The 21,768-nt window shown below is 72.3% G+C and carries 22 protein-coding genes and 1 riboswitch; of the genes, 14 read left to right on the top strand and 8 right to left on the bottom strand.

What is annotated here, in order from left to right; genetic code table 11:
• Nucleotides 1–2 precede the first annotated feature (2 nt).
• Nucleotides 3–1,628, bottom strand: coding sequence for an S-layer homology domain-containing protein (locus JNK12_06445; GenBank protein MBL8775547.1), 1,626 nt, complete (start codon nt 1,626–1,628; stop codon nt 3–5).
• A 97-nt stretch (nt 1,629–1,725) separates the two neighbouring features.
• A riboswitch (cobalamin riboswitch) is annotated at nt 1,726–1,820 on the bottom strand.
• A gap of 91 nt (nt 1,821–1,911) precedes the next feature.
• The gene (locus JNK12_06440; GenBank protein ID MBL8775546.1) at nt 1,912–3,018 is read right to left on the bottom strand and encodes a terpene cyclase/mutase family protein; all 1,107 of its coding nucleotides are present in this window, start codon (nt 3,016–3,018) and stop codon (nt 1,912–1,914) included.
• A 91-nt stretch (nt 3,019–3,109) separates the two neighbouring features.
• Between JNK12_06440 and JNK12_06435 the strand changes: the two genes are divergently transcribed.
• Genes JNK12_06435 through JNK12_06425 form a run of 3 tightly spaced genes read left to right on the top strand, consistent with a single transcriptional unit; the run spans nt 3,110 to nt 6,599 of the window.
• Nucleotides 3,110–4,177, top strand: a complete 1,068-nt coding sequence (locus JNK12_06435; GenBank protein MBL8775545.1) for a hypothetical protein — start codon at nt 3,110–3,112, stop codon at nt 4,175–4,177.
• Nucleotides 4,174–5,748, top strand: a complete 1,575-nt coding sequence (locus JNK12_06430; protein ID MBL8775544.1) for an ATP-binding cassette domain-containing protein — start codon at nt 4,174–4,176, stop codon at nt 5,746–5,748. Before JNK12_06435 ends, JNK12_06430 begins: the two co-directional genes overlap by 4 nt.
• Nucleotides 5,745–6,599 carry an ECF transporter S component gene (locus tag JNK12_06425; GenBank protein ID MBL8775543.1) on the top strand — a complete coding sequence of 285 codons (855 nt, stop codon included), beginning with the start codon at nt 5,745–5,747 and terminating at the stop codon, nt 6,597–6,599. Before JNK12_06430 ends, JNK12_06425 begins: the two co-directional genes overlap by 4 nt.
• Nucleotides 6,600–6,696: 97 nt before the next feature.
• Here the strand turns inward: JNK12_06425 and JNK12_06420 are convergent, their stop codons facing one another.
• Together JNK12_06420 and JNK12_06415 are read right to left on the bottom strand one after the other, a co-directional pair.
• A complete protein-coding gene (locus tag JNK12_06420; GenBank protein MBL8775542.1) occupies nt 6,697–7,230 on the bottom strand; it encodes a DinB family protein in 534 nt (177 codons plus the stop codon).
• 9 nt (nt 7,231–7,239) lie between these two features.
• Nucleotides 7,240–8,148, bottom strand: coding sequence for a LysR family transcriptional regulator (locus JNK12_06415; protein ID MBL8775541.1), 909 nt, complete (start codon nt 8,146–8,148; stop codon nt 7,240–7,242).
• A gap of 71 nt (nt 8,149–8,219) precedes the next feature.
• Between JNK12_06415 and JNK12_06410 the strand changes: the two genes are divergently transcribed.
• The 9 genes from JNK12_06410 to JNK12_06370 all read left to right on the top strand — a co-directional run bounded on the left by JNK12_06410 (nt 8,220) and on the right by JNK12_06370 (nt 15,738).
• Nucleotides 8,220–9,554 (top strand): inositol-3-phosphate synthase, encoded by a 1,335-nt coding sequence (locus JNK12_06410; protein ID MBL8775540.1) that lies wholly within the window; start codon nt 8,220–8,222, stop codon nt 9,552–9,554.
• A 185-nt stretch (nt 9,555–9,739) separates the two neighbouring features.
• The gene (locus JNK12_06405; protein MBL8775539.1) at nt 9,740–10,327 is read left to right on the top strand and encodes a TetR/AcrR family transcriptional regulator; all 588 of its coding nucleotides are present in this window, start codon (nt 9,740–9,742) and stop codon (nt 10,325–10,327) included.
• On the top strand, nt 10,324–11,532 hold the full coding sequence (locus JNK12_06400) for a cytochrome P450 (protein ID MBL8775538.1): 1,209 nt from the start codon (nt 10,324–10,326) through the stop codon (nt 11,530–11,532). The genes JNK12_06405 and JNK12_06400 overlap by 4 nt, the downstream gene beginning before the upstream one ends.
• A 25-nt stretch (nt 11,533–11,557) precedes the next feature.
• A complete protein-coding gene (locus JNK12_06395; GenBank protein MBL8775537.1) occupies nt 11,558–12,340 on the top strand; it encodes an SDR family oxidoreductase in 783 nt (260 codons plus the stop codon).
• A complete protein-coding gene (locus JNK12_06390) occupies nt 12,340–13,707 on the top strand; it encodes a cytochrome P450 (protein ID MBL8775536.1) in 1,368 nt (455 codons plus the stop codon). Before JNK12_06395 ends, JNK12_06390 begins: the two co-directional genes overlap by 1 nt.
• Entirely contained in the window at nt 13,704–13,895 is a 192-nt protein-coding gene (locus JNK12_06385; protein MBL8775535.1) for a ferredoxin, read from the top strand. The genes JNK12_06390 and JNK12_06385 overlap by 4 nt, the downstream gene beginning before the upstream one ends.
• A 12-nt stretch (nt 13,896–13,907) precedes the next feature.
• Nucleotides 13,908–14,456: a nuclear transport factor 2 family protein gene (locus tag JNK12_06380; GenBank protein ID MBL8775534.1), complete on the top strand. Its 549-nt coding sequence runs from the start codon at nt 13,908–13,910 to the stop codon at nt 14,454–14,456.
• Complete coding sequence (locus tag JNK12_06375; GenBank protein ID MBL8775533.1) at nt 14,456–15,364, top strand: NAD(P)-dependent oxidoreductase; 909 nt, start codon at nt 14,456–14,458, stop codon at nt 15,362–15,364. The genes JNK12_06380 and JNK12_06375 overlap by 1 nt, the downstream gene beginning before the upstream one ends.
• A complete protein-coding gene (locus JNK12_06370; protein ID MBL8775532.1) occupies nt 15,361–15,738 on the top strand; it encodes a carboxymuconolactone decarboxylase family protein in 378 nt (125 codons plus the stop codon). Before JNK12_06375 ends, JNK12_06370 begins: the two co-directional genes overlap by 4 nt.
• Nucleotides 15,739–15,760: 22 nt before the next feature.
• On the opposite strand, the gene JNK12_06365 is transcribed toward JNK12_06370, so the two are convergent.
• A complete protein-coding gene (locus JNK12_06365) occupies nt 15,761–16,591 on the bottom strand; it encodes a phytanoyl-CoA dioxygenase family protein (protein MBL8775531.1) in 831 nt (276 codons plus the stop codon).
• Between the two features lie 34 nt (nt 16,592–16,625).
• Here JNK12_06365 and rsgA point away from each other — a divergent pair, with 34 nt between their 5' ends.
• The gene (gene rsgA / locus JNK12_06360; protein ID MBL8775530.1) at nt 16,626–17,684 is read left to right on the top strand and encodes a ribosome small subunit-dependent GTPase A; all 1,059 of its coding nucleotides are present in this window, start codon (nt 16,626–16,628) and stop codon (nt 17,682–17,684) included.
• Nucleotides 17,681–18,601 carry an MBL fold metallo-hydrolase gene (locus JNK12_06355; protein ID MBL8775529.1) on the top strand — a complete coding sequence of 307 codons (921 nt, stop codon included), beginning with the start codon at nt 17,681–17,683 and terminating at the stop codon, nt 18,599–18,601. Before rsgA ends, JNK12_06355 begins: the two co-directional genes overlap by 4 nt.
• An 18-nt stretch (nt 18,602–18,619) precedes the next feature.
• Here the strand turns inward: JNK12_06355 and JNK12_06350 are convergent, their stop codons facing one another.
• From JNK12_06350 to JNK12_06340, 3 genes are all read right to left on the bottom strand, one after another.
• Complete coding sequence (locus JNK12_06350; protein ID MBL8775528.1) at nt 18,620–19,684, bottom strand: ATP-binding cassette domain-containing protein; 1,065 nt, start codon at nt 19,682–19,684, stop codon at nt 18,620–18,622.
• Entirely contained in the window at nt 19,681–20,751 is a 1,071-nt protein-coding gene (locus JNK12_06345) for an ABC transporter ATP-binding protein (GenBank protein ID MBL8775527.1), read from the bottom strand. The genes JNK12_06350 and JNK12_06345 overlap by 4 nt, the downstream gene beginning before the upstream one ends.
• A 77-nt stretch (nt 20,752–20,828) precedes the next feature.
• Nucleotides 20,829–21,746: an ABC transporter permease gene (locus tag JNK12_06340; GenBank protein ID MBL8775526.1), complete on the bottom strand. Its 918-nt coding sequence runs from the start codon at nt 21,744–21,746 to the stop codon at nt 20,829–20,831.
• Between the last annotated feature and the right edge of the window lie 22 nt (nt 21,747–21,768).

The raw sequence follows: 21,768 nt of genomic DNA, 5'->3' as shown, positions 1-21,768 counted from the left end.
GGTCAGAACTCCACGGTCGAGGGCAGGGTCACGTCGCCCCAGGCCGGCGCGGTGCTGGCCAACCGGTGGAGCATCACCGCGGCCTGCGCCCGGGTGACCTTGTTGCGGGGCAGGACGTTGCCGTTCGCCTGTGGGGTGATGATGCCGTGTGCGACCGCCCAGTCCACGGCGTCCGCGAACGGGGCCGCCTCCGACACGTCCGGGATGGTGAGGTCCGGCGCCGCCGGCGATCCGGCGAGCTGCCAGAGGAGGTTCGCCACCCGCCCCCGGTTCACCTGGCGCTTCGGGCTGAACGTGCCGCCGTCGCCCACCAGGCCGGTGTCGACCATCCAGTCCACCGCGTCGTTGTACGCCGCGTTGGTGGGGATGTCGGTGAAGGTGTGGTCGGTCAGGCCGGACGGTGCATCCATCGTGTTCCACAGCAGGAGGGCGAGTTGCCCGTTGGTGATGCCGCTCTTGGGCCCGAAGTTGCCGGTGATGTTGCGGGTGACGCCGTTCGCCGCCATCCAGGCCACACCCTGCGTGTACCAGGCGCAGGCGGGCACGTCGGCGAAGCCCTCGGTGCGAGGGGCCTCGGCCGGGGCGACGGGCTGCCACCCGCGCAGGAGCGCCTGGACGGCCTGTGACGTCGCCGATGTGTTGGGCTCGGGACCGAAGCCGTCGTTCGGGCTCAGGAAGCGGCCCAGGTCCTCAGCGTCGCCGGTCGTGACCTGCTGCGTGCGCAGCCACGCCGCCGGGTTGACGTAGGCCCCCGACGCGGCGCTGCTCGACGACGTGCGCCAGCACGACGACCCCGGCCGCCAGCCGGCGGCGGTGATGCCGATCAGGCCCATGGCCGTGGTGTTCGTGTCGTCGGCTCCGAAGAACTGCCACGCCCCGCTGGACTGGTGCTGGTCGGCCAGGTACTTCATGCCTCGGGCCACGGCCGCGTCGCCCAGGGGGACGCCGTTGGCCAGCAGCGCGTTGACCGCCCGTGCGGTGCTGTCGACGTCGACGTCGGTGCCGCTGGGCGCACCGTCGTAGCTCCAGCCGCCGCTCGCCTGCTGGGCACCACGGAGATAGCCGAGGGTGTCGGCCGGCGCCGGGCGCTCGAGGATCGGGTGCGCCAGCAGCGCGAACAGGGTGTAGTTGAGGAACCCGTCGCCGTAGGAGTGGCTGTCGACGTCCTCGCCGGCGTCCATGACCGCCACGAGGTTCACGGGATCGCCGTCGCCGGCGGGGTCGAACACCGCGGGGTCGAGGCCGAGCGGACCGGCGATCAACACGATGAACTTGGCGGCGATGCCGGCGTCCGGCGGCGTCTCGGTGAGGTAGTCGTCGACCCAGTCGAGCGGGGTGCCGCCGGGTGCATCGCCGTTGGCATCGTGCGACTGCACGGCGTCGAACGCGGCCTGCGTGTCCCAGGTGGCGCCGGTCTGGGCGTTCTCGGCGATGGCGAGGATGGCGTCGGGGGTCTCGAAGGCCGGGAAGTCGGCGACCTCGAAGCCGCCGTCGGCTTCCTGGCGCTGGACCACCCAGTCCACGGCCGCCTGGCTGGTGGTGTCGGCGCCCGCCGGAGGCACGACGAGCGCGCCTGCGACCAGGAGGGCGAGGATGCTGGACGACGCCAGCCGGAAACGATGGGTCATGGTGACCTCCGCGGGCCCCGTTCCACGAGGGCCCTCTGTAGGGAGCGGCCGGGTAGGCGGCTCGTCTGCGGTACCACCGGTGGCCCGGTGGAGCGACGGCAGGTCATCTGGCTCACGGCCCGAGGGCCGCTCACAGTTGCGGGACAGCGCCGGTCTCTCACCGGCTTCCCCTACCGCGTCGGCGGGCGAGCCCACCTCGGCGGTCCATCCACGACGTCCGGGCCGTGGATGACCGTTGCTGGCGCGCAGCCTACGGCAGGGTGCCGGGCCGGGCAAGCACCGGTCAGTTGGCGCTGCGGCGCATGATCACGACGGAGCCCACGACGAGGACCAGCGCGACGACCACGAGGACCACCAGCGACGGGGGGACCGACAGCGACGAACCCGGTGGGGTGCAGTCGACCGCGGCGGCGCGCGCCACGGGCAGCCAACGCCCCTCGATGGCCTGGACCGCGAGCGCCGTGGACGTGACCGGGTCGAGCCCGCCCGTGATGGCCCCGTCGGGATCCTGGAGCTCGACGAGGGCGGTGGTCGGGTCGGCGTACGCACCGTCGTCCTCCGGGCGCCAGCAGCCCTCGGCCGGCGAGTAGCCGGCAGCCCGGAGGGCGCCCATGGCCCAGGACGTCGCATCGGGGTCGACCGCCCCGCCGCGGTCGGCGGGCCAGCCCCCGGACCCGTCCTGGGTGCGGGCGAGGAAGGCCAGCGCATCGGTGACGGGGGTCGTGCCCTCAGCGGCGACGCCGGCGGCGACGAGGGCCTCGACGACCAGCCCCGTGGTGGCCGGGTCGACGAAGTCGCCGTCGGGGTCGCCGTCGCCGTTCCAGCCGCCGTTGCCCTGTTGGGCCTCCTGGAGCAGCGTCAGGGTGGCCTCGTTGACCGGACGGTCGACCAGCACCAGCGCCAGCACGGCCTCGGCCGTCGCCGTGAGCGAGCCGTAGGAGCCGTCCTCGCGGCGGGCACCGGCCACCTCGCGCACCAGGTCGACCGGGGTGCCGTCGCCGGCAGGGTCGAAGTTCTCGGGGTCGAGGCCCATGGCGACGACGGCCCGGCTGATCATCTGGGCGGCCAGGTCCGCTGAGGGGTCGTCCTCGGCGAGGGCATCGAGGGCGTCCAAGGGGGTCGCCCCGTCGTCGGTCTCGACCGCCGAGACCGCGTCGATGGCCTCCTTCGCGCTCCAGGTGGTGGTCGTCTGCGCCTGCTGGGCGATGGCCGACACGGCGTTCGGGGTGAGCGGACCAGGGCCGAAGCCCCCGTCCGGGGCCTGCTGCGAGTTCAGGAAGGAAACCGCTCCGACCGCAGGATCGCCGTCGTCGGGGCCGCCGGCGCCCGCCGCCGGGAAGGGCACGAGCGCGAGCGCACCCACGGCGAGAGCGGCGAGGGCGGACGCCACCGACCGGTGTGCCCGTCGTGGTGGCCGGTGCCCGTCGCCCCGTCGGGGGCGTATGACCATGCCTCCACCCTGTCATGCTGGGGGCCTCGTTGTGCGCACCTCCTCCCGCTTCCACGCCGTCACGTGGCTCCTCTGGGCCCTGGCCGGCGCTGCCACCGTGCAGTTGGCCCCCAGCCCCGTCTACGTGGCGCTGGTGATCGGCCTCGCCGCGCTCGTCGTGGAGGTGCACCGCCTCGACTCGGCGATGGCCCGGGCCTTTCCGCTGCTGCTCGGTCTCGGCGTCGCGTTCGCACTGCTCCGGGTGGTTCTGACCGCGCTCACCACCCACGGGGTCGGGCACGTCCTGTTCACCACGCCCGAGGGCACGCTGCCGCAGATCCTCGGCGGCTTCACCGTCGGAGGCACGGTGGAGGCGCCGGTGGTCCTCCAGGCGGCGTCGGAAGGGCTCGCCGTGGTGGGGGTGCTCGCGGTGTTCGGTGCGTTCAACGCCGTCGTCTCCCACCACGAGCTCGTGCAGGCGACCCCTCGGGCCTTCCACGAGCCAGGGCTCATCGCCACGGTCGGGCTGGCGTTCGTCCCGTCGACGATGCTCGCCATCCAACAGACGCGCGAGGCCGACCTCGCCCGTACCGGTGGGCACCGGGTGGGCCGCCGACGGATGGTCCGCCAGCTCCTGCCGGTACTCGAGAGCGGCATGGAGCGGGCCGTGCACCTGGCCGAGTCGATGGACTCCCGGGGGTTCGCCAGAGCCCGCGGCGGCCCGCGCGAGCGGGCCGCCGGGTGGTGCGGCCTCGCCGCCCTGCTCAGCCTGGCCGCCTGCTTCGTCGCCCTCGTCGGCCGGTCGCCGCGCACCGCGTCGCTGCTCGGCGGGCTCGGCGTGCTCCTCCTCGTGGGGGCCATCGTCCTGGCCTCCCAGGCCAGTCGTCTCACCCGGTACCGGCCACGCCGCCTCACCACGACCGACGGTGCTGTCGCCCTTCTGGTCTGGTCGGCCCCGCTCGGCCTCGTGGTGCTCGACCGCGTCAGCGACCCCGTGCTGCGCTGGGTCACCAACCCGCCGTCGTTCCCCGACTTCTCGCCCGCGGTGGCCGTGGTGATCCTGCTGCTCGGCGTTCCCGCCGCGTTCCCGCAGCAGCGCGGCGACGAGGACGTCCCGTGAGCGACGCCGTCACCTGGCGGGGCGTGGGCTTCGCCTACCCCGACCGGGACCGCACCCTCGACGACGTGGAGCTCACCCTCGCCGCCGGCGACGTGGCCGTGGTGGTGGGCTCGTCGGGCTCGGGCAAGAGCACCTTCCTGCGCACGGTGAACGGCCTGGTCCCCCACACCAGCGGAGGACGGTTCCGCGGGGAGGTGTCGGTTCTCGGGCGCTCGACCCGGGACCACCCGCCCCGCGATCTCGCCGACGTCGTGGGCTTCGTCCACCAGGACCCCGAGGCCCAGTTCGTGGTGGACCATGTCGAGCACGACCTGGCCTTCGTGCTCGAGAACCTCGGCACGGACGCCCAGACGATGCGTCGCCGCGTGGAGGAGGTGCTCGACGCACTGGGGATCGCCCACCTCCGTGACCGGTCCCCCACCACGCTGTCGGGGGGCGAGCGTCAACGGTGCGCCATCGCCGGGGCACTGGCCTCCGCCCCCGAGGTGCTCGTGCTCGACGAGCCCACCTCCGAGCTCGACCCGCAGGGCGCGGAGGACGTTCTCGCCGCGGTCAGTCGCCTGAACGCCGATCTCGGCACCACCGTGCTGCTGGCCGAGCACCGCCTCGAGCGGGTGGCTGCCCTGGCCCACCGCGCCCTGCGCCTCGAAGGAGGCCGCATCGTGGGGGACGGCGAGCCGGCCGACGTGGTCGTGGACTACGACGGGGCCCCGCCGGTCACCCACCTGGGCCGCCTCCTGGGGTGGTCCCCCCTGCCTCTGACCGTGCGCGACGCCCAGGTGCGCGCCCGAGCGGACGAGGGGCGTCCCGAGCTCACCGCCGCCTTCCCGGCGCCGCCCAGCCCTGGCGACGTCCTGCGCTCCGCCCGCGGCCTCGAGGTGCGGCACGGCGGCCGGGTCGCGCTGCGGGCCGACGCAGTGGACGTGCACGCCGGCGAGATCGTCGCCCTGCTCGGGCGCAACGGGGCAGGAAAGACCACCCTGCTGCGGGCACTCGGCGGCCTCCAGTCGCCCGACCGCGGCACCGTCGGCGGGCCGGGCTCGGTCTCCTACGTCCCCCAGGACCCCAGCGTGCTGCTGTTCTCGCCCACGGTGCGGGGCGAGCTCGAGGAGACGCTCCGGCTCCGGGGCCTCCCCGACGACGGCCGGGTGGACCACTGGCTGGACGCGTTGCGCATCGAGGGCCTCGCCGAGCGTCATCCCCGGTCGTTGTCGTCCGGGGAGCGCCAGCGGGTGGCCGTCGCCGCGATCGCGGTCGGCGGCGCCGACGTCCTGCTGCTGGACGAGCCCACGCGGGGCATCGACGCGCCGTCGCGCCACGCACTCGAAGCCGCGATGCGCGAACACGTCGCTGACGGCGGAGCGGTGGTCCTGGCCACCCATGACATCGAGCTCGCCGCCCGCTGTGCCACCCGCGTCCTCGTCCTGGGCCAGGGCGAGGTCGTGGCTGACGGCCCGGCCCGCGAGGTGCTCTCGGGCTCGCTGTTCGCCCCGCAGGTGCTGCGGGTGCTGCCGCCCTTCCTCACCGTCGACGAGGTGGCGGCCGCCCGGGCCGCGGAGGCCCGGCCGTGAGCACCGACACATCGGCGGGGGTGCGGCCGCCCCCGCTCGCGGACCCCGCCCGGCGGTGGGCGGCCCGGGCGCAGCCCGTGGGCGTCTATCTGTTGATGCTGGTGCTCGGCGTGGCCGCCTTCCTGTACCCGTTCTGGCTGCCGAGTGAGTCGCTGCCCGACCAGGCCCACGCCGGCGACGCGCCCCTGGTCGCCGCACTCGTGGGCGCCCTCGTCGTCGCCGCCGTCACCTTGGAGGTGCGCCGGGGCACCATGAACGGCAGTACCGTCGCACTGCTCGGGGTGCTCTCGGCTGCGTCCGGCCTGCTACGGCTGCTCGACCTGCCGGGAGGCGGCAGCGGGATCTTCTTCCTGATCGTCCTGGCCGGCGCCGCCTTCGGTCCGCGGTTCGGTCTGCTGCTCGGTATCTGCTCCATGGCGATCTCGGCGGTGATCACCGGTGGCATCGGGCCGTGGTTGCCGTTCCAGATGCTGGCGCTGGGGTGGATGGGGGCGGGAGCGGGCGGGATCGGCCGGCTGACGCGTCGCCTCCCGCCGGCCGGCGAGGTCGGCGTCCTCGCCGTGTACGGCTGGGTGTGGGGCTTCCTGTACGGGGCGATCATGAACCTCTGGTTCTGGCCCTTCGCCCTCGGCGACGGCGACCTCGCCTGGCACCCGGGCCTCACCCTGCCCGAGACCCTCGACCGGTACTGGTCGTTCTACGTGCTCACCAGCCTCGGGTGGGACGCCGCCGGCGCGCTGGCCAACGCCGTGCTCATCGCCGTCACCGGCGTGGCCGTGCTGGCCAGCCTGCGTCGCTTCGCCCACCGCCTCGATCCCGTCGTCGAGCTGGAGCCCCTCCCCCCGACCTGACGCCGCCCTACCGTTCTGCCAGCACCAGCGTGTCGTGCAGAACAGGTTGGTGCTGGCGGAACGGGCGCTGGGGCGCGAGGCCGCCAGACGCCTCGGGTCAGTTGGCGGGGGCGGCGGCGAGGCGGGCGTCGCGCAGGTGGTGGTGGCCCTCGTGGAGGCAGAAGCGCGCCATCCCGGCGATGGTGAAGCGCTCGGTGCCCCGCCGGGTGGCGGCCCGACCCCACGCGTCGCCGGGAACGGCGTCGAGCACGTCGGCGAGGTGCGCGGCGTTGAGGTCGAGGTCGGCCAGGACCGCGCCCGGGTCCTGCTGGTTGTAGGCCTCGTCGACGGCGGCGGCCTCGTGGTCCCACCAGCCCAGCTCGGGGTCGTCCTCAGCGAGCGTGAGGGTGACCCGGCTGGCGAAGACCGACAGCACGTCCCGGGTGTGGCAGGCGTACTCGAGCGCTGACCAGGTGACGTCGTCCGGACGATCGGTGATGCTGGGCGCGGCGAGCACGAATCCGCCCCGCCACGCGTCGCCGAGGGCCCGGACCGCGTCGGCGAGCTCGGACTCGGCGATGGCAGACGCGTCGAACCCGCATTCGTCGCACGGCTCGTCCACCGTCGCCAGCCAGTTCCGGTCGTCGGGCACGTCCCGAGGCTACGCGGCGCCGCCCAGCGGCGGGGCGGGACCGAGCTCGAGCAGCGTGTCCACGAGCGCGTCGGCGGCCGGGTCGGGGGGACGGTCGGCTCGGCGCACCGCCGCGAGGCGCCGGTGGACGAGGACCTCCGGAAGGGCCCGTCGCAGCGCCGCCGGCGGCTTCTCGGCCTGGACGACGGGCAGCACCGTCCAACCGATGCCGAGGCGCACCATCTCGCACAGCACCTCGGGCTGGTGGGAGTCGGCGACGACCTCGAACGGGGCACCCCGGGCGCGCAGCGCCGACGCGATGAGGGCACGGGTCTGCGAGCCGGGCGGGAACGTGACCCAGGGCCCCCACCGCTCGGGCGGCCCGATGGCGGCATCGTCGGGGGCGTAGACGGCCATGGGCTCGTCGAGCAGAGGGCGGGCGTCGAAGCCCTCGCGGGCCGGGTCGACGCAGACGGCGAGGTCGAGCGAGCCGCGGGCGAGGCGGTCGAGGAGCTCGCCGGAAGGGGCGACCGTGAGGCGCAGGTCGACGTCGGGGCGCGCCCGCCGGAACGCCCGGAGGGCCTGGGGATGGTGCTCGACGGCGGCGACGTCGATGAGGCCGACCCGGAGGGGCCCGGTGCGACCCTCCCGCTGCGCCTGGGCCCAGCGGGCGAGGTCGGCGGTCTGGCCGAGCACCCGCTCCGCGTAGCGCAGCACCTCCTCGGCCTGGGGGCGGAGCACCCGGCGCCGGCCGTCGGCCTCGAACAGGTCGATGCCCACCCGGCGCTCCAGCTCCGCCAGCCCCTGCGACAGCGCCGAGGCGGACACCCCGAGGCGGCCGGCCGCCTCGGCGAAGGTCGGCGCCTCCACCGCGGCCACCAGGTAGTCGAGCTGCTGCACCGACACGTTGGGCAGTGGCGGCTGGGCGGGATCCTTCACGACCTCCGATCATAGCTTCGGTCTTGCTTCACTGTCACTACAGTTCGTTCACGATCGCTTAGGGTCTGCCCATGGCATCCGACGTCCCTCCCTCCCCCACCGTCGCTCCCGCCGACGGCCGTCTCGGCGTCCTCTGCGTGGGCCTCGGCGCCGTCACCACCACGCTCATCGCCGGCGTCGAGCTGGCCAAGCGTGGCGAGGGCGACCCGGTGGGCTCGCTCACCCAGATGGGCACCATCCGCATCGGCAAGCGCACCGACGACAACGTCCCCAAGATCAAGGACTTCGTGCCGCTGGCGTCACTGGACCAGATCGTGTTCGGCGCCTGGGACCCGTACCCGGACGACGCCTACACCGCCGCCAGCCGGGCCGGTGTGCTCGATCAGGGCCGTCACCTCGAGGGCATCGCCGACGCGCTCCGCGCCATCAAGCCCATGCCCGCGGCGTTCGACCCGTCCTACGTCAAGCGCCTCGAGGGCACCAACGTCATGGCCTCCACCGACAAGCGGGCCATGCTCGACCAGATCAAGGCCGACATCGCGGCCTTCCGGGACGAGAACCTGTGCGACCGCCTCGTGATGATCTGGTGTGGCTCCACCGAGATCTTCATCGAGCCAGGCCCGGCCCACGCCACCATCGAGGCCTTCGAGGCCGCCATCGACGCCAACGACCCGGCCATCGCCCCGTCGATGCTCTACGCCTACGCCGCCCTCCAGGAGGGCGTGCCGTTCGCCAACGGAGCCCCCAACCTCGCCGTCGACACGCCGGCGCTGCGCATGTACGCCGACGAGCACAAGGTGCCGATCTGCGGCAAGGACTTCAAGACCGGCCAGACCATGCTGAAGACGGTCCTCGCCCCCATGCTGAAGGCCCGCATGCTCGGCCTCAGCGGCTGGTACTCGACCAACATCCTGGGCAACCGGGACGGCGAGGTGCTCGACGACCCCGAGAACTTCAAGACCAAGGAGCAGTCGAAGCTGGGCGTTCTGGAGGACGTGCTCGAGCCCGAGCGCTTCCCCGAGCTCTACGGCGACGTGTACCACAAGGTCCGCATCAACTACTACCCGCCCCGGGGCGACAACAAGGAGGGCTGGGACAACATCGACCTGTTCGGTTGGCTCGGCTACCCCATGCAGATGAAGGTCGACTTCCTCTGCCGCGACTCGATCCTCGCCGCACCCCTCGCCCTCGACCTGGTGATCTTCCTCGACCTGGCCCAGCGTGCCGGCCTCGGCGGCATCCAGGAGTGGCTGAGCTTCTACTTCAAATCGCCCCAGGTGGCGCCCGGCCTGTACCCCGAGCACGACCTGTTCATCCAGCTCACCAAGCTGAAGAACACCCTCCGCTGGATCCAGGGCGAGGACCCCATCACCCACCTGGGCATGGACTACTACCTGTCGGATTAGCCCTCCTCCGTCGGGCGCCTTCGGCATCCGGTTCGTCCGCTGAGCGGCTCCGCTCCGCTCCGCCACGTCACCCTCCGTCGGGCGCCTTCGGCATCCGGTTCGTCCGCTGAGCGGCTCCGCTCCGCCACGTCACCCGTCAGCACACCCCTCCCCCGCCCGGGAGGGGTGTGCTACTTTCTGGACACATGTCCAGTTCGGGGGTCGGAACGGCGGCACGGGGGTCGCTCACGGAGCGGCAGGCCGAGACCGTGGCGCGCCTGGTCGAGACCGCCCACGGGGTGCTGGTCGCCGGCGGGTACGACGGGCTGACCGTGCGCACCGTGGCGTCGGCTGCCGGCGTCGCCCCCGCCACCGCCTACACGTACTTCGCCTCGAAGGACCACCTCATCGCCGAGGTGTTCTGGCGCCGCCTCCGTGAGGTGCCGGGCGTCGACGTCGACCAGGCGGATCCTCCGGCCACTCGAGTCGCCGCTGCGCTCTCCCCTGTCGCCGCGATGCTGGTCGGCGAGTCGTCCGTCGCCGGCGCCGTCACCACGGCGATGCTGGCGTCCGATCCCGAGGTTCGACGGGTTCGCGATCGCATCGGTGCGGCGTTGCAGCAGCGGGTGACCGACGCCCTCGGTGCCGATGCCGATCCCGCGGTGGTGCGCCTGCTGGGCATCATCATCTCGGGGACCATGCTGCAGGCGGGCATGGGTCACCTGTCGTACGAGGACCTGCCCGGGACCCTGGCCGAAGCTGCCGAGCTGCTCCTCGGGAGCGCCGATCGGTGAAGGCCACCGCGGTCCACTACAGCCCCTACGACTACGAGGTCCACGACGACCCGTACCCCACGTACGCCCGCCTGCGGGCCGAGGCGCCGCTCTACCGCAACGACGAGCTCGGTTTCTGGGCGCTGTCGCGCTACGCCGACGTGAGCGCCGCATTCCGCGACACCACCCGGTTCTCCAGCGCCTACGGCGTCACCCTCGACGAGCTCGCGTGGGGCCCGGACGCCCACAAGACCATGTCGTTCCTCGCCCTCGACCCGCCGCGCCACACCCGCATGCGGGCGCTCGTCTCGCGTGGCTTCACGCCCAGGCGGGTGCAGGACCTCGTCCCCCGCATCGAGGCCCTCACCGCGCACTACCTGGGCCCGGCGCTCGAGTCGGGCAGCTTCGACCTGGTCGCCGACTTCGCCGGCAAGCTGCCCATGGACGTCATCAGCGAGCTCGTCGGGGTGCCCGAGTCCGACCGGGCCGAGGTCCGCCGCCTCGCCGACCTCCTGGTCCACCGCGAGGAGGGCGTGCTCGACGTGCCCCCGGCGGGCATCGAGGCCGCCCTCGCCCTCTACGGCTACTACGGCGACATGGTGGCCGAGCGGCGCCGCCGGCCCACCGCCGACCTCACCACGGCGCTGATCGAGTCCGAAATCGACGGGGAAGGGCTGACCGACGCCGAGGTCATCAGCTTCCTGTTCCTGCTCGTGGTGGCGGGCAACGAGACCACCACGAAGCTGCTGGCCAACGCCCTCTACTGGGCGTGGCGCAACCCGGGCACCGCGGAGCGGGTCTGGGCCGACCCGAGCCTCATCCCGGGGTGGATCGAGGAGACCCTCCGCTACGACAACTCCTCGCAGATGGTCGCCCGCCGGGCCGCCGAGGCCATCGAGACCCCGCACGGCACCATCCCCGAGGGTGACCGGGTGCTGCTGCTCATCGGCTCGGCCAACCGCGACGGCGACGTGTTCCCCGAGCCCGACCGCTACGACATCGAGCGGGACACCACGAAGGCCATCGACACCGACAAGCTCTCGTTCGGCGTCGGCCGCCACTACTGCATGGGCGCCTCGCTGGCCCGCCTCGAGGCCGCCATCGCCCTGCGGGCCCTGGTGGCGGGGTGTGCCGGCTACCACGTCGACGCCGCGGGCGTCCGCAGAGTCCACTCCGTCAACGTCCGCGGGTTCGCCGAGGTGCCGATGGTGGTGACCCCTCGATGAACCCGACGGCGGAGGCGCAGGCCGCGTGAGCTTCGTCGCCCACGCCGAGCGCCGCCCGGCGGTCGTCACCGGCGCCTCGTCCGGCATCGGCGCCGCCACGGCCCGCCTCTTGGCCGCCGCCGGCCACCCGGTCGTGCTCGGCGCCCGGCGCCTCGAGCGGTGCGAGGAGGAGGCGGCCGCGATCCGCCACGCCGGCGGGGAGGCCACGGCGCTGCGCCTCGACATGGCCGACCCGGCGTCGGTCTCGGCCTTCGCCGCGGGGGCCGTCGCCGCCTACGGCGAGGTCGACATCGTGGTGTCCAACGCCGGCGACGTCGTGCCGGGCACGTCCATCGGCACCGACCCCGACGCCTTCGCCCAGGACATCACGGTGAACTTCCTGGGCGCCCAGCGGCTGTGCAACGCCCTCGTCCCGGCCATGGTCGAGCGGGGCCACGGCGACGTCGTGCTCGTCAGCTCGTCGATCCTGCGAGTCCCGGTCCCCGGCATGGCCGCCTACGCCACGGCGAAGGCCGGGCTCGACACCCTCGGCCGGGTCATGCGCATGGAGCTGGAGGGCACCGGCGTGCGGGTGTCCACCGTGCGCCCCGGCCCCACCCTCACCGGCATGGGCATGACCTGGGAGCCCGAGCTCGTGGAGTCGTCCATCGCCACCTGGGTGGAGCGGGGGCTCATCCACGGCGAGCACTACCTCACCCCCGACGACGTGGCCGGCGTCATCGTCACCGTGGCCACCGCCCCCAAGGGCGTGCACCTCGCCCTCGTCGAAGTCGAACCCGAAGCACCCGTCCGCGGAAAGGACACCTGATGACCACCACCGAGACAGCGCTCCGCGAGCCGCCCCGCGTGTCGGGCGGTGAAGGCGAGACCGGGCACCTGGAAGAGCTGCGCACGGACCCCATCGCGCTGATGGCCAGGGTCCGGGAGGAGTGCGGCGACGTCGGCGAGTTCGTCCTCGCCGACAAGACGGTCGTCCTGCTGACCGGCGCCGACGCCAACGAGTGGTTCTTCCGGGCGCCCGAGGAGGACCTCGACCAGGCCGAGGCCTACCCCTTCATGACCCCGGTGTTCGGTGAGGGCGTCGTGTTCGACGCCTCCCCCGAACGTCGACGCGAGATGCTGCACAACCAGGCCCTGCGGGACAGCTTCATGCGCGGCCACGCCCAGACCATCTCCGACGAGGTCGAGCGCATGGTGGCGGCGTGGGACGACGAGGGCGAGATCGACCTGCTCGACTGGTTCGCCGAGCTGACCATCTACACGTCGTCGGCCTGTCTGATCGGCAAACGCTTCCGGGAGGAGCTCGACCGCCGCTTCGCCGAGCTGTACCACGACCTCGAGAAGGGCACCGACGCCCTGGCCTACGTCGACCCGTACATGGACATCGAGAGCTTCCGCCGCCGCGACGCCGCCCGTGAGGCACTCGTGGAGCTGGTCGGCGGGATCATGGAGCGCCGCCGTGGCGAAGAAGCGCCCGAGGAGAAGGACCTCCTCGACGTGCTCATGTCCATCAAGGACGACGACGGCGCCGAGCGCTTCAGCGCCGGGATCGTCACCGGCATGTTCATCTCGATGATGTTCGCCGGGCACCACACCACCTCCGGCACGGCCTCCTGGACCCTCATCGAGTGGCTGCGCCACCCCGACGTCATGGCCGCGGTCACCCGTGAGATCGACGATCTGTACGCCGATGGCTCCGCGGTGAGCTACCAGGCGCTGCGGGAGATCCCGTTGCTGGAGTCGAGCATCAAGGAGGCCCTGCGCCTGCACCCGCCCCTCATCATCCTCATGCGGGTCGCCATGTCCGACCAGGAGTACGGCGGGTTCCGCCTCGCCCAGGGCAAGCTCATCGCCGCCAGCCCGGCCGTGTCGAACCGCATCCCCGAGGCCTTCGAGCGGGCCGAGGACTTCGACCCCCAGCGGTACCTCGAGCCCCGCGAGGAGGACCTCGCCAACCCGTGGAACTGGATCCCGTTCGGCGCGGGGCGCCACCGGTGCGTCGGCGCCGCCTTCGCCCTGATGCAGCTCAAGGCGATTTTCTCGGTGCTGCTCCAGGACTGGGAGTTCGAGCTGGCCCAGCCTCCGGACACCTACGTCAACGACCACTCGAAGATGGTCGTGCAGCTCCAGCAGCCCTGCCGGGTGCGCTACCGCCGGCGGGAGGTGTCGTCGTGACCATCTCCGTGGACCGAGACCTGTGCCAGGGTCACGGGGTGTGCGAGTCCGAGGCACCGGCGGTCTTCACCGTGGGTGAGGACCGCCAGGTCGTCATCGTCGACCCCGCACCCCCCGACGACCAGCGCGACGCCGTGAAGGCGGCCGTGAAGTACTGCCCCACCCATGCCCTTTCCCTCGACGACTGACAGGAGCACCTGATGCCCGCTTACCCCCGTGCCGAGCTCGAGGAGATGGTCGAGCGTTGGCTCCAGGCCAACCGCGACGCCGAAGCCGCCGGCGACTGGAAGACGATGGCCACCCTCTACGCCGAGGACGCCACCTACGGCTGGAACTACGGCGCCGGCGAGGACTTCATGTGCGTCGGCCGTGACGAGATCCGCGACGTCGCCCTCGGCGTCGAGATGGGCGGCCTCGACGGCTGGGAGTACCCGTACCAGCGGGTACTCATCGACGATCAGCAGGGCGAGGTGATCGGCCTCTGGAAGCAGGTCGCCACGCTCCCCGACGGCGGGACCGAGGAGGTGGCCGGCATCGGCGGGAGCTGGTTCGGCTACGCCGGGAACTTCCAGTGGGCCTGGCAGCGTGACTGGTTCGACGTCGGCAACGCCACGGCGCTGTTCATCAAGATGTTCCGCGACGGCACCCTGTCCGACGGCATGAAGCGCCGGCTCGACTCAGCTGCGTCCGGTGAGCCCCAGCCCTGCCGGTACCCCATCGGCGAGGCGCCGGTCGGGATCTGGCCCTGATGCCGCCGGCGGGCCCGAGCGGCCCCTCAGAGCGGGGAAAGGGGATCGGCTTCATCGGCCTCGGCCAGATCGGCTCGCTGATGGCGGGTCGCCTGGTGGACCACCCGGACGGACTGGTCGTCTGCGACCTCCGCGAGGAGGCGATGGCGCCACTCGTCGAGAAAGGCGCCGCCGCGGCAGCGACACCCGCGGAGCTCGCCGCCACGTGCGGCGTGATCTCGGTCATGGTGCTCGACGACGCCCAGAGCCGAGACGTGGTCGCGGGCGCCGGCGGTCTGCTCGAGACCGCAGCGCCGGGCACCGTCATCGCCCTGCACTCCACCATCCGCGCCGAGACCGCCGTCGAGCTCCACGCCCTCGCCGCCGAGCGGGGGGTGGCCGTCGTGGACGCCCCGGTGTCCGGGGGCTTCATGGGGGCGGCCGAGGGCACCTTGGCCACGATGGTCGGCGGGGACGACGACGCCGTCGCCACGTGCCGACCGGTGTTCGAGCACTGGGCGGCGATGGTCGTCCACCTGGGGCCGGTCGGCAACGGCACCCGGGCCAAGCTGGCCCGCAACATGATGCACTTCGTGGCCTACACCGCCGCCGGCGAGGCCCAGCGTCTCGCCGAGGCGTGCGGCGTGGACCTCACCCAGCTCGGCGCCATCGTCCGCCACACGGACGCCGTGACCGGTGGCCCCGGCGCCATCATGTTCCGCGGCAGCGTCGACGAGCTGCACCCCGGTGACGACTTCTACGACATCCTGGTGCACACCCGGACTCTGGGCGAGAAGGACCTGACCCTGGCCCTCGAGCTCGCCGACGCGGTCGGGGTCGACGCCCCGTTGGCCCAGCTCGCCCTGCGCGACTTCGCCGCCAGCCTCGGCGTGCCGCATCGAGCCGACGAGCCCGAGGAGGGCGCATGACCAGCGAGCGACGCCAGCGGGGCCTCGACAAGATGAGCGAGGTCTACGGCTGGGAGGTCACCGACGACGGCGGCGGTCCCGACGACTTCTACGGCCTCACCGTCGAGCACCTCTTCGCCGAGATCTGGAACCGGGAGGGCCTGTCCAACCGGGACCGGCGCCTGCTGCTCATCGGCGCCCTCGCCGGCTCGGGCCAGGAGGACGTGCTCGACATCCAGTTGCCCGCGGCGCTGGGCAACGGCGAGCTGACGCCCGACGACCTCCGGGAGATCGTGATCTTCCTCACCCACTACCTCGGCTGGCCCCGCGGCGCCCGCATGAACCAGCAGATCGAGCCCATCATCACCCGCTTCGAGTCGTCGCGGGGCACCTAGCCTTCTTTTCCCGCTGGTGGCGTCAGTCGGCGCCGCGCCAGAGGACCGGGAACAGGGGGTGGTCGAGGGGAGCCCCCGCCGCCAGCTCGTCGGCGAGACCGGGGAAAGGCGGCGAGGTCACCCACGGGCGGGGGGCGTGCACCATGTCGTCGCCCAGGAAGCGCAGCGACAGCACCCGCCGGCGGCCCGGCCCGGGGAACCCCGGCGCACCGTGCAGGGCGAGCATGTCGAAGAACACCGCATCGCCGGGCTCGAGCGCCCAGGCCCGGATCGGGAACTGCCCCGGGTCGCCCTCGATGTCGGGCAGGTCGGCGAGCGTGCCCTCGGGGAACCACTTGGCCTTGCCGTCGAGGAACGTGCGGGGCAGGTACATCGGGCCCTGGTGCGTGCCGGCCACCACCTGGAGGCTGGCCTCGACGGGCACGGGGTCCACGGGCAGCCAGATGCTCGTCTGCTGGGTGCCCTCGACGTTGTAGTAGGGCAGGTCCTGGTGCCAGGGGGTGCGCTGGCGGGTACCTGCTTCCTTCACCAGGACGTGGTCGTGGTACAGCCGGATGGTGCGGGACCCGGTGAGGGCGCCGGCGATCGACGCAGCGGCGCTGGAGCGGGCGAACTGCTCGATCTCGGGCACCTCCTGCCAGCGGCAGAAGTCCTCCACGAAGGCGCCGTCCTCGGCGGCGCTGGCCCGTTTGGCCACGGGGCCCAGATCCCGCAGGACGGCTTCGATGCCGGCGGCGGCGAGGGCGACCTCGTTCGTCGAGAAGGCGCCGCGTACCACGACGGCGCCGTCGCGGCGGTACTCGGCGATGGTCTCGGCGGTCACCCCGGGGATCACCGCACCAGAATGGCGCATCGTCGCCCTGCTCCCCTCTTCTAGCCTTCGCGCCGTGAACGACGAGCGGTTGGGCCAGGCTGCGCTGGTGCCCTATGGCTGGGACGCGGCCTGGGCGGCGCGCTTCGACGCGTCCGACCACGAGGGCGGTGAGCCCGCTCGGGTGGTGCGCCACGACGGCGCCGGCCTGATCGTGGCCACCGCGGAGGGGGTGCAGGCCGCCCCGCTGGTGGAGCGGGTGGAGCCTCCGCCGACCGTCGGCGACTGGATCGTGCTCCGTGAGGGGCGCCCGGCCGCGGTGCTGGACCGAACGTCGTTGCTGCGCCGCCGTGACGACCGCACCGACTCCCAGCAGGTGCTGGCCGCCAACGTCGACCTGGTGCTCATCGTGTGCGGCCTCGACCGTCCGGTGAAGCAGGGTCGCATCCAGCGCGGCGTGGCCCTCGCGAGGGAGGCGGGCGCGGAGCCGGGCGTCGTGCTCACCAAGGCCCACCGCCCGGGCGCGACCGCCGACATCGCCGAGGCGGTGGCCCTGGCCGAGGCCGCCCAGCCGGGCATCGACGTGGTGGTCACCTCGGCCAAGGAGGGCATCGGCTTGGAGGACCTCGAGTCGCTCATCGCCGGGCGCACCGTCGTGCTGCTGGGCGAGTCGGGGGCGGGCAAGTCCAGCATCGTCAACGCCCTGCTGGGCGACGACACCGCCGCGGAGGGGCGGGTGCGGACGGGCGACTCCAAGGGGCGCCACACCACCACCAACCGCTCGCTGTACGTTCTGCCCACCGGGGGCACCCTCATCGACACCCCGGGGATCCGCTCGATCGGCCTCTGGGTGGACGAGGACTCCCGGGCGGTGGCCGAGACCTTCGCCGACATCGACGAGCTGGCCGCGGGCTGCCGGTTCAACGACTGCGCCCACGAGACCGAGCCCGGTTGCGCCGTCAACGCGGCCGTCGCCGCCGGCGAGCTCGACGAGGACCGCCTGATGCGCTGGCGCCTGCTGGAGGCGGAGGCCGAGGCCGCGGCCGTGCGGGCCTCCCCCCACGAGCGCAGGCGCTACGAGAAGAAGCTGGCCAAGCTCGTCAACGAGGCACAACGCCGGAAGGGATCACCGTGAGCGGCACCCTCGCCCCACCGGAGACCGTCGAGGTCGCCGAGCGCACCTACGCCTTCGTGCAGCCCGACGGCACCTGGTTCATCAACAACGCCGGCTTCGTCGTAGGCGACGACCACGTCGCGCTGATCGACACCTGCGCCACCGAGGCCCGCACGCGGGCCCTGCTCGACGCGGTGGCGGCGGTCACCGACGCTCCGGTGCGGATCGTGGTCAACACCCACCACCACGGCGACCACACCCACGGCAACTACCTGTGCACCGACGCCACCATCGTCGGCCACCGGCGCTGTCGGGAAGAGGTCGAACGGATGGGGATCATGACCCTCGACTCGGTCTGGGGCGAGGTCGGCTGGGGCGACCTCGAGCTCCGCTCCCCCGACCTCACCTTCGACGACGGCATCGACCTCACGGTCGGCGACGAGGTCGTCCAGGTGCGGGCCTTCGGCGAGCCGGCCCACACCACCAACGACGTCGTGGCCTGGCTGCCCTCGCGCCGGGTGCTCTTCACCGGTGACCTCGTGTTCCACGGGGGCACGCCCTTCGTGGTGATGGGCTCGATCGCCGGCTCCCTTGCGTCGCTCGACTGGCTGCGCTCGTTCGAGCCCGAGGTGATCGTGCCCGGCCACGGGCCGGTGTGCGGCATCGAGGCGCTCGACGGCGTCGAGGCCTACTTCCGCTTCGTGGCCGACCTCGCCGCCGAGGGCGCGGCCGATGGAACCACCCCCCTCGACCTGGCGCGCCGCGCCGACCTCGGTCCCTTCGCCGGTCTCACCGACCCCGAGCGGCTGGTCGCCAACCTGCACCGCGCCTATGCCGAGCAGGCGGGCACTCCGCCCGGCGAGGCCATCGACTACCTGACCGCGTTCTCCGACATGCTCGAGCTCAACGGCGGCGGTCCGCTGCGCTGTCTCGCCTGAGCCGCGGGCCCGCGCCGTTCAGGCGCCGCGTGGCGGGGGCGGGAAGTGGCAGGCCACCTCGTGGCCCTCACCGACCCCGACCAGTGCCGGCACGTCCCCACTGCAGGCTGAGGTGTCCTGACCGTCGGCCTCGAGCTGCTGCTTGCGCCAACAGCGGGTCCGGAACCGGCACCCCGACGGTGGGTCGGCGGGGCTGGGTACGTCGCCTTCGAGGAGGATGCGCTCCCGGGCGCGCTCCTGGCGGGGGTCGGGCAACGGCACGGCAGAGAGCAGGGCCTGGGTGTAGGGGTGGACGGCCCGGTTGTACAGCGTCTCGCGGTCGGCGACCTCGACCAGCTTGCCGAGGTACATCACCGCCACCCGGTGGGAGATGTGGCGCACGACCGACAGGTCGTGGGCGATGAACACGTAGGCCAGGCCCATGTCGCGCTGCAGCTGGGTGAGCAGGTTCACCACGCCGGCCTGGATGGAGACGTCGAGGGCCGACACCGGCTCGTCCAGGACGATCAGGTCCGGTTCGAGGGCCAGGGCCCGGGCGATGCCGACCCTTTGGCGCTGCCCCCCGGAGAACTCGTGGGGGAAGCGGTTGGCGTGCTCGGGCGCCAAGCCGACGATCTGGAGGAGCTCGGCCACCCGCTCCTGGCGCTTGTCGGCGGGCCAGGCGTGGTGCACCTTGAGCGGCTCGGAGAGGATGCTCCCGATGGTCATGCGGGGGTTCAGGGCCGAATAGGGGTCCTGGAAGACGATCTGGAATCGACGCCGGGCCTCGGCCAGCTGCTTCCCCCGTAGGGACTTCAGCTCGAGCCCGTCGAAGGTGACCGACCCCGCGGTGGGGGTGAGCAGGTGCAGGAGCAGGCGACCCGTGGTCGACTTGCCACAGCCGGACTCACCGACGAGGCCGAGGGTCTCACCCCGGTCGACGGTCAGGGACACGCCCGACACGGCGGACACGTGGCCCACCGTCCGGCTGAACACGCCCTCGCGGATGGGGAAGTCCTTGACCAGGTCGCGGGCGACGAGCAGGGGCTGCCCGTCGCCACGTGGCTGGTCGTTGCGATCGGTGGCGGTGGCGGTGTCGGTCATGGCTTGAAGATGGAGTCGAGATCGTCGTCGGGGGTCTCGTCGGTCAACGCACGGGCGGACCGCGCCAGATCGGAGGACGGGGCGGCGTCGAGGGCGGTGTCCGCCACCAACAGGTCCTCCTCGTCCACGGACCGTCGCAGCTCGCTGACGTCGACCTCGCTCAGCTCGTCGAGGAAGAGGCAGGCCGACGCGTGGCGGGTGCCGGCGGCGACGGGCATCAGCGCGGGCACGGTGGTCGCGCACACGTCGGGGCGGGCGAAGCGGCAGCGGGGATGGAACGGGCAACCCGGCGGCACGTGGATGAGCGACGGCGGCTGGCCGGCGATGGGCACCAGGGCCTCCTCACCGGTGTCGTCGAGGCGGGGCATCGATGCCAGCAGGCCGATCGTGTACGGGTGGCGGCTCTCGTAGAAGATCTCGTCGACCGTGCCCACCTCGGCCTGACGGCCGGCGTACATGACGTTGACGTTGTCGGCGAGGCCCGCCACCACACCGAGGTCGTGGGTGATGAGCATGATGCCCGAGTCGATCTCGTCCTTGATGTCCACGAGCACCTGGAGGACCTGCGCCTGCACGGTCACGTCGAGGGCGGTGGTGGGCTCGTCCGCGATCAGCAGGTCGGGGTTGCAGGTGATGGCCATGGCGATCATGGCCCGCTGACGCATGCCGCCCGAGAACTCGTGCGGATACATGTCGGCCCGCTTCGAGGCCTCCGGGATGCCGACGAGCTTCAACATGTCCACGGCCCGGGCCATCGCCGCCTTCTTCGAGAGACCCTCGTGGATGCGGGCCATCTCGCCGATCTGTCGGCCCACGGTGTGCACGGGGTTCAAGGCGCTGAGCGGATCTTGGAAGATCATGGCGATCTCGCCGCCTCGGATCTTCTGGCGGCGGGCCTCGTCCATGAGGAGGAGGTCCTCTCCCTTCCAGAGGATCTGCCCGGACTCGATGACCAGCGTCGGCAGCAACCCCATGATGGCCATGGCGGTGACGGACTTGCCCGAGCCCGACTCCCCCACGACGGCGAACAGCTCACCCCGCGAGATGTCGAAGTTGAGGCCGTCCATGGCCTTGACCCGTCCGTCGGACGTGTCGAAGCCGCCCCGCAGGTCGCGGACGGAGAGCAGGACCTCGGCGGTGGTGGTCACTTGAGCTTCGGGTCCAGTGCGTCGCGCAGGCCGTCACCCACGAACACGAAGGCCAGCACCGTGAGGAAGATGGCCATGCCCGGGAAGAACAACATGTGGGGCGCCACCGCCAGGGTCGACTTGGCCTCGGAGACCATGAGTCCCCAGGCCGGCGTCGGTGGCGTCGGGCCCACCCCCAGGAACGACAGCGCCGCCTCGGCCAGGATGATGGTGCCCACCTCGATGGTGGCGTAGACGATCACCGGTTGGAGGGCGTTGGGCAGCATGTGGCGGAAGATGATCCGCGTGTTGCCGAAGCCCAGCGATCTGGCCGCTTCGACGTACTCCAAGCGGTTGAGGGACAGGAAGCTGGCCCGCACGATGCGACAGAGCCCCAGCCAGCCGGTGAGGCCGAGCACGAGGATCACGGAGTTGACGCTCTTGCCGAAGATGGTGGCGATGGACACGGCCAGCACGATGTAGGGGATGGCCAGGAAGACGTCGGTGATGCGCATGATCAGGCCGTCGGTCTTGCCCCCGAAGTAGCCGGCGACGGCGCCCAGGATCAGGCCGATGACCACCGTCATGAGGGTGGCGATGATTCCTACCCGCAGCGAGATGCGGGCCCCGTAGACCACCCGGGAGAACACGTCGAGGCCGATGGTGTCCGTGCCGAACCAGTGCGCCGAGGACGGGGGCTCCCGGAAGGCTCCGGGGGTGCGCTCGGCGGGGCCGTAGGGGGCGATCCACGGGGCGAAGACGGCCACGAGGATGAGCGCCACGATGAAGATCAGGCCGATCAGCGCCAGCTTGTTCTCGCGGAAGCGACGCCACACGTCGGCGCGCAGCGGCTTCGGCGCGAGCTCTTCGTCGCCTTCGATCTCGTCGGCGTCCTCGAGGCCGACGCCGGCGCTGAGTGGGTCCAGTCCGCTCATGCTTCCCGCTCCTGTCGACTTC

Source organism: Acidimicrobiales bacterium (assembly GCA_016794585.1).
Classification (GTDB): Bacteria; Actinomycetota; Acidimicrobiia; order Acidimicrobiales; family DATDAH01; genus JAEUJM01.
The sequence above is the reverse complement of the archived record's forward strand: the minus strand, read 5'-3'. Positions and strand labels throughout refer to the sequence as shown.

Bases quoted from the DNA above. Each gene is read 5' to 3' on its own strand.
- JNK12_06445 (MBL8775547.1), bottom strand. From the start codon at position 1,628: ATGACCCATCGTTTCCGGCTGGCGTCGTCCAGCATCCTCGCCCTCCTG.
- JNK12_06410 (MBL8775540.1), top strand. From the start codon at position 8,220: ATGGCATCCGACGTCCCTCCCTCCCCCACCGTCGCTCCCGCCGACGGC.
- JNK12_06405 (MBL8775539.1), top strand. From the start codon at position 9,740: ATGTCCAGTTCGGGGGTCGGAACGGCGGCACGGGGGTCGCTCACGGAG.
- JNK12_06390 (MBL8775536.1), top strand. From the start codon at position 12,340: ATGACCACCACCGAGACAGCGCTCCGCGAGCCGCCCCGCGTGTCGGGC.
- JNK12_06380 (MBL8775534.1), top strand. From the start codon at position 13,908: ATGCCCGCTTACCCCCGTGCCGAGCTCGAGGAGATGGTCGAGCGTTGG.
- JNK12_06375 (MBL8775533.1), top strand. From the start codon at position 14,456: ATGCCGCCGGCGGGCCCGAGCGGCCCCTCAGAGCGGGGAAAGGGGATC.
- JNK12_06370 (MBL8775532.1), top strand. From the start codon at position 15,361: ATGACCAGCGAGCGACGCCAGCGGGGCCTCGACAAGATGAGCGAGGTC.
- JNK12_06365 (MBL8775531.1), bottom strand. From the start codon at position 16,591: ATGCGCCATTCTGGTGCGGTGATCCCCGGGGTGACCGCCGAGACCATC.
- JNK12_06350 (MBL8775528.1), bottom strand. From the start codon at position 19,684: ATGACCGACACCGCCACCGCCACCGATCGCAACGACCAGCCACGTGGC.
- JNK12_06345 (MBL8775527.1), bottom strand. From the start codon at position 20,751: ATGGACGGCCTCAACTTCGACATCTCGCGGGGTGAGCTGTTCGCCGTC.
- JNK12_06340 (MBL8775526.1), bottom strand. From the start codon at position 21,746: ATGAGCGGACTGGACCCACTCAGCGCCGGCGTCGGCCTCGAGGACGCC.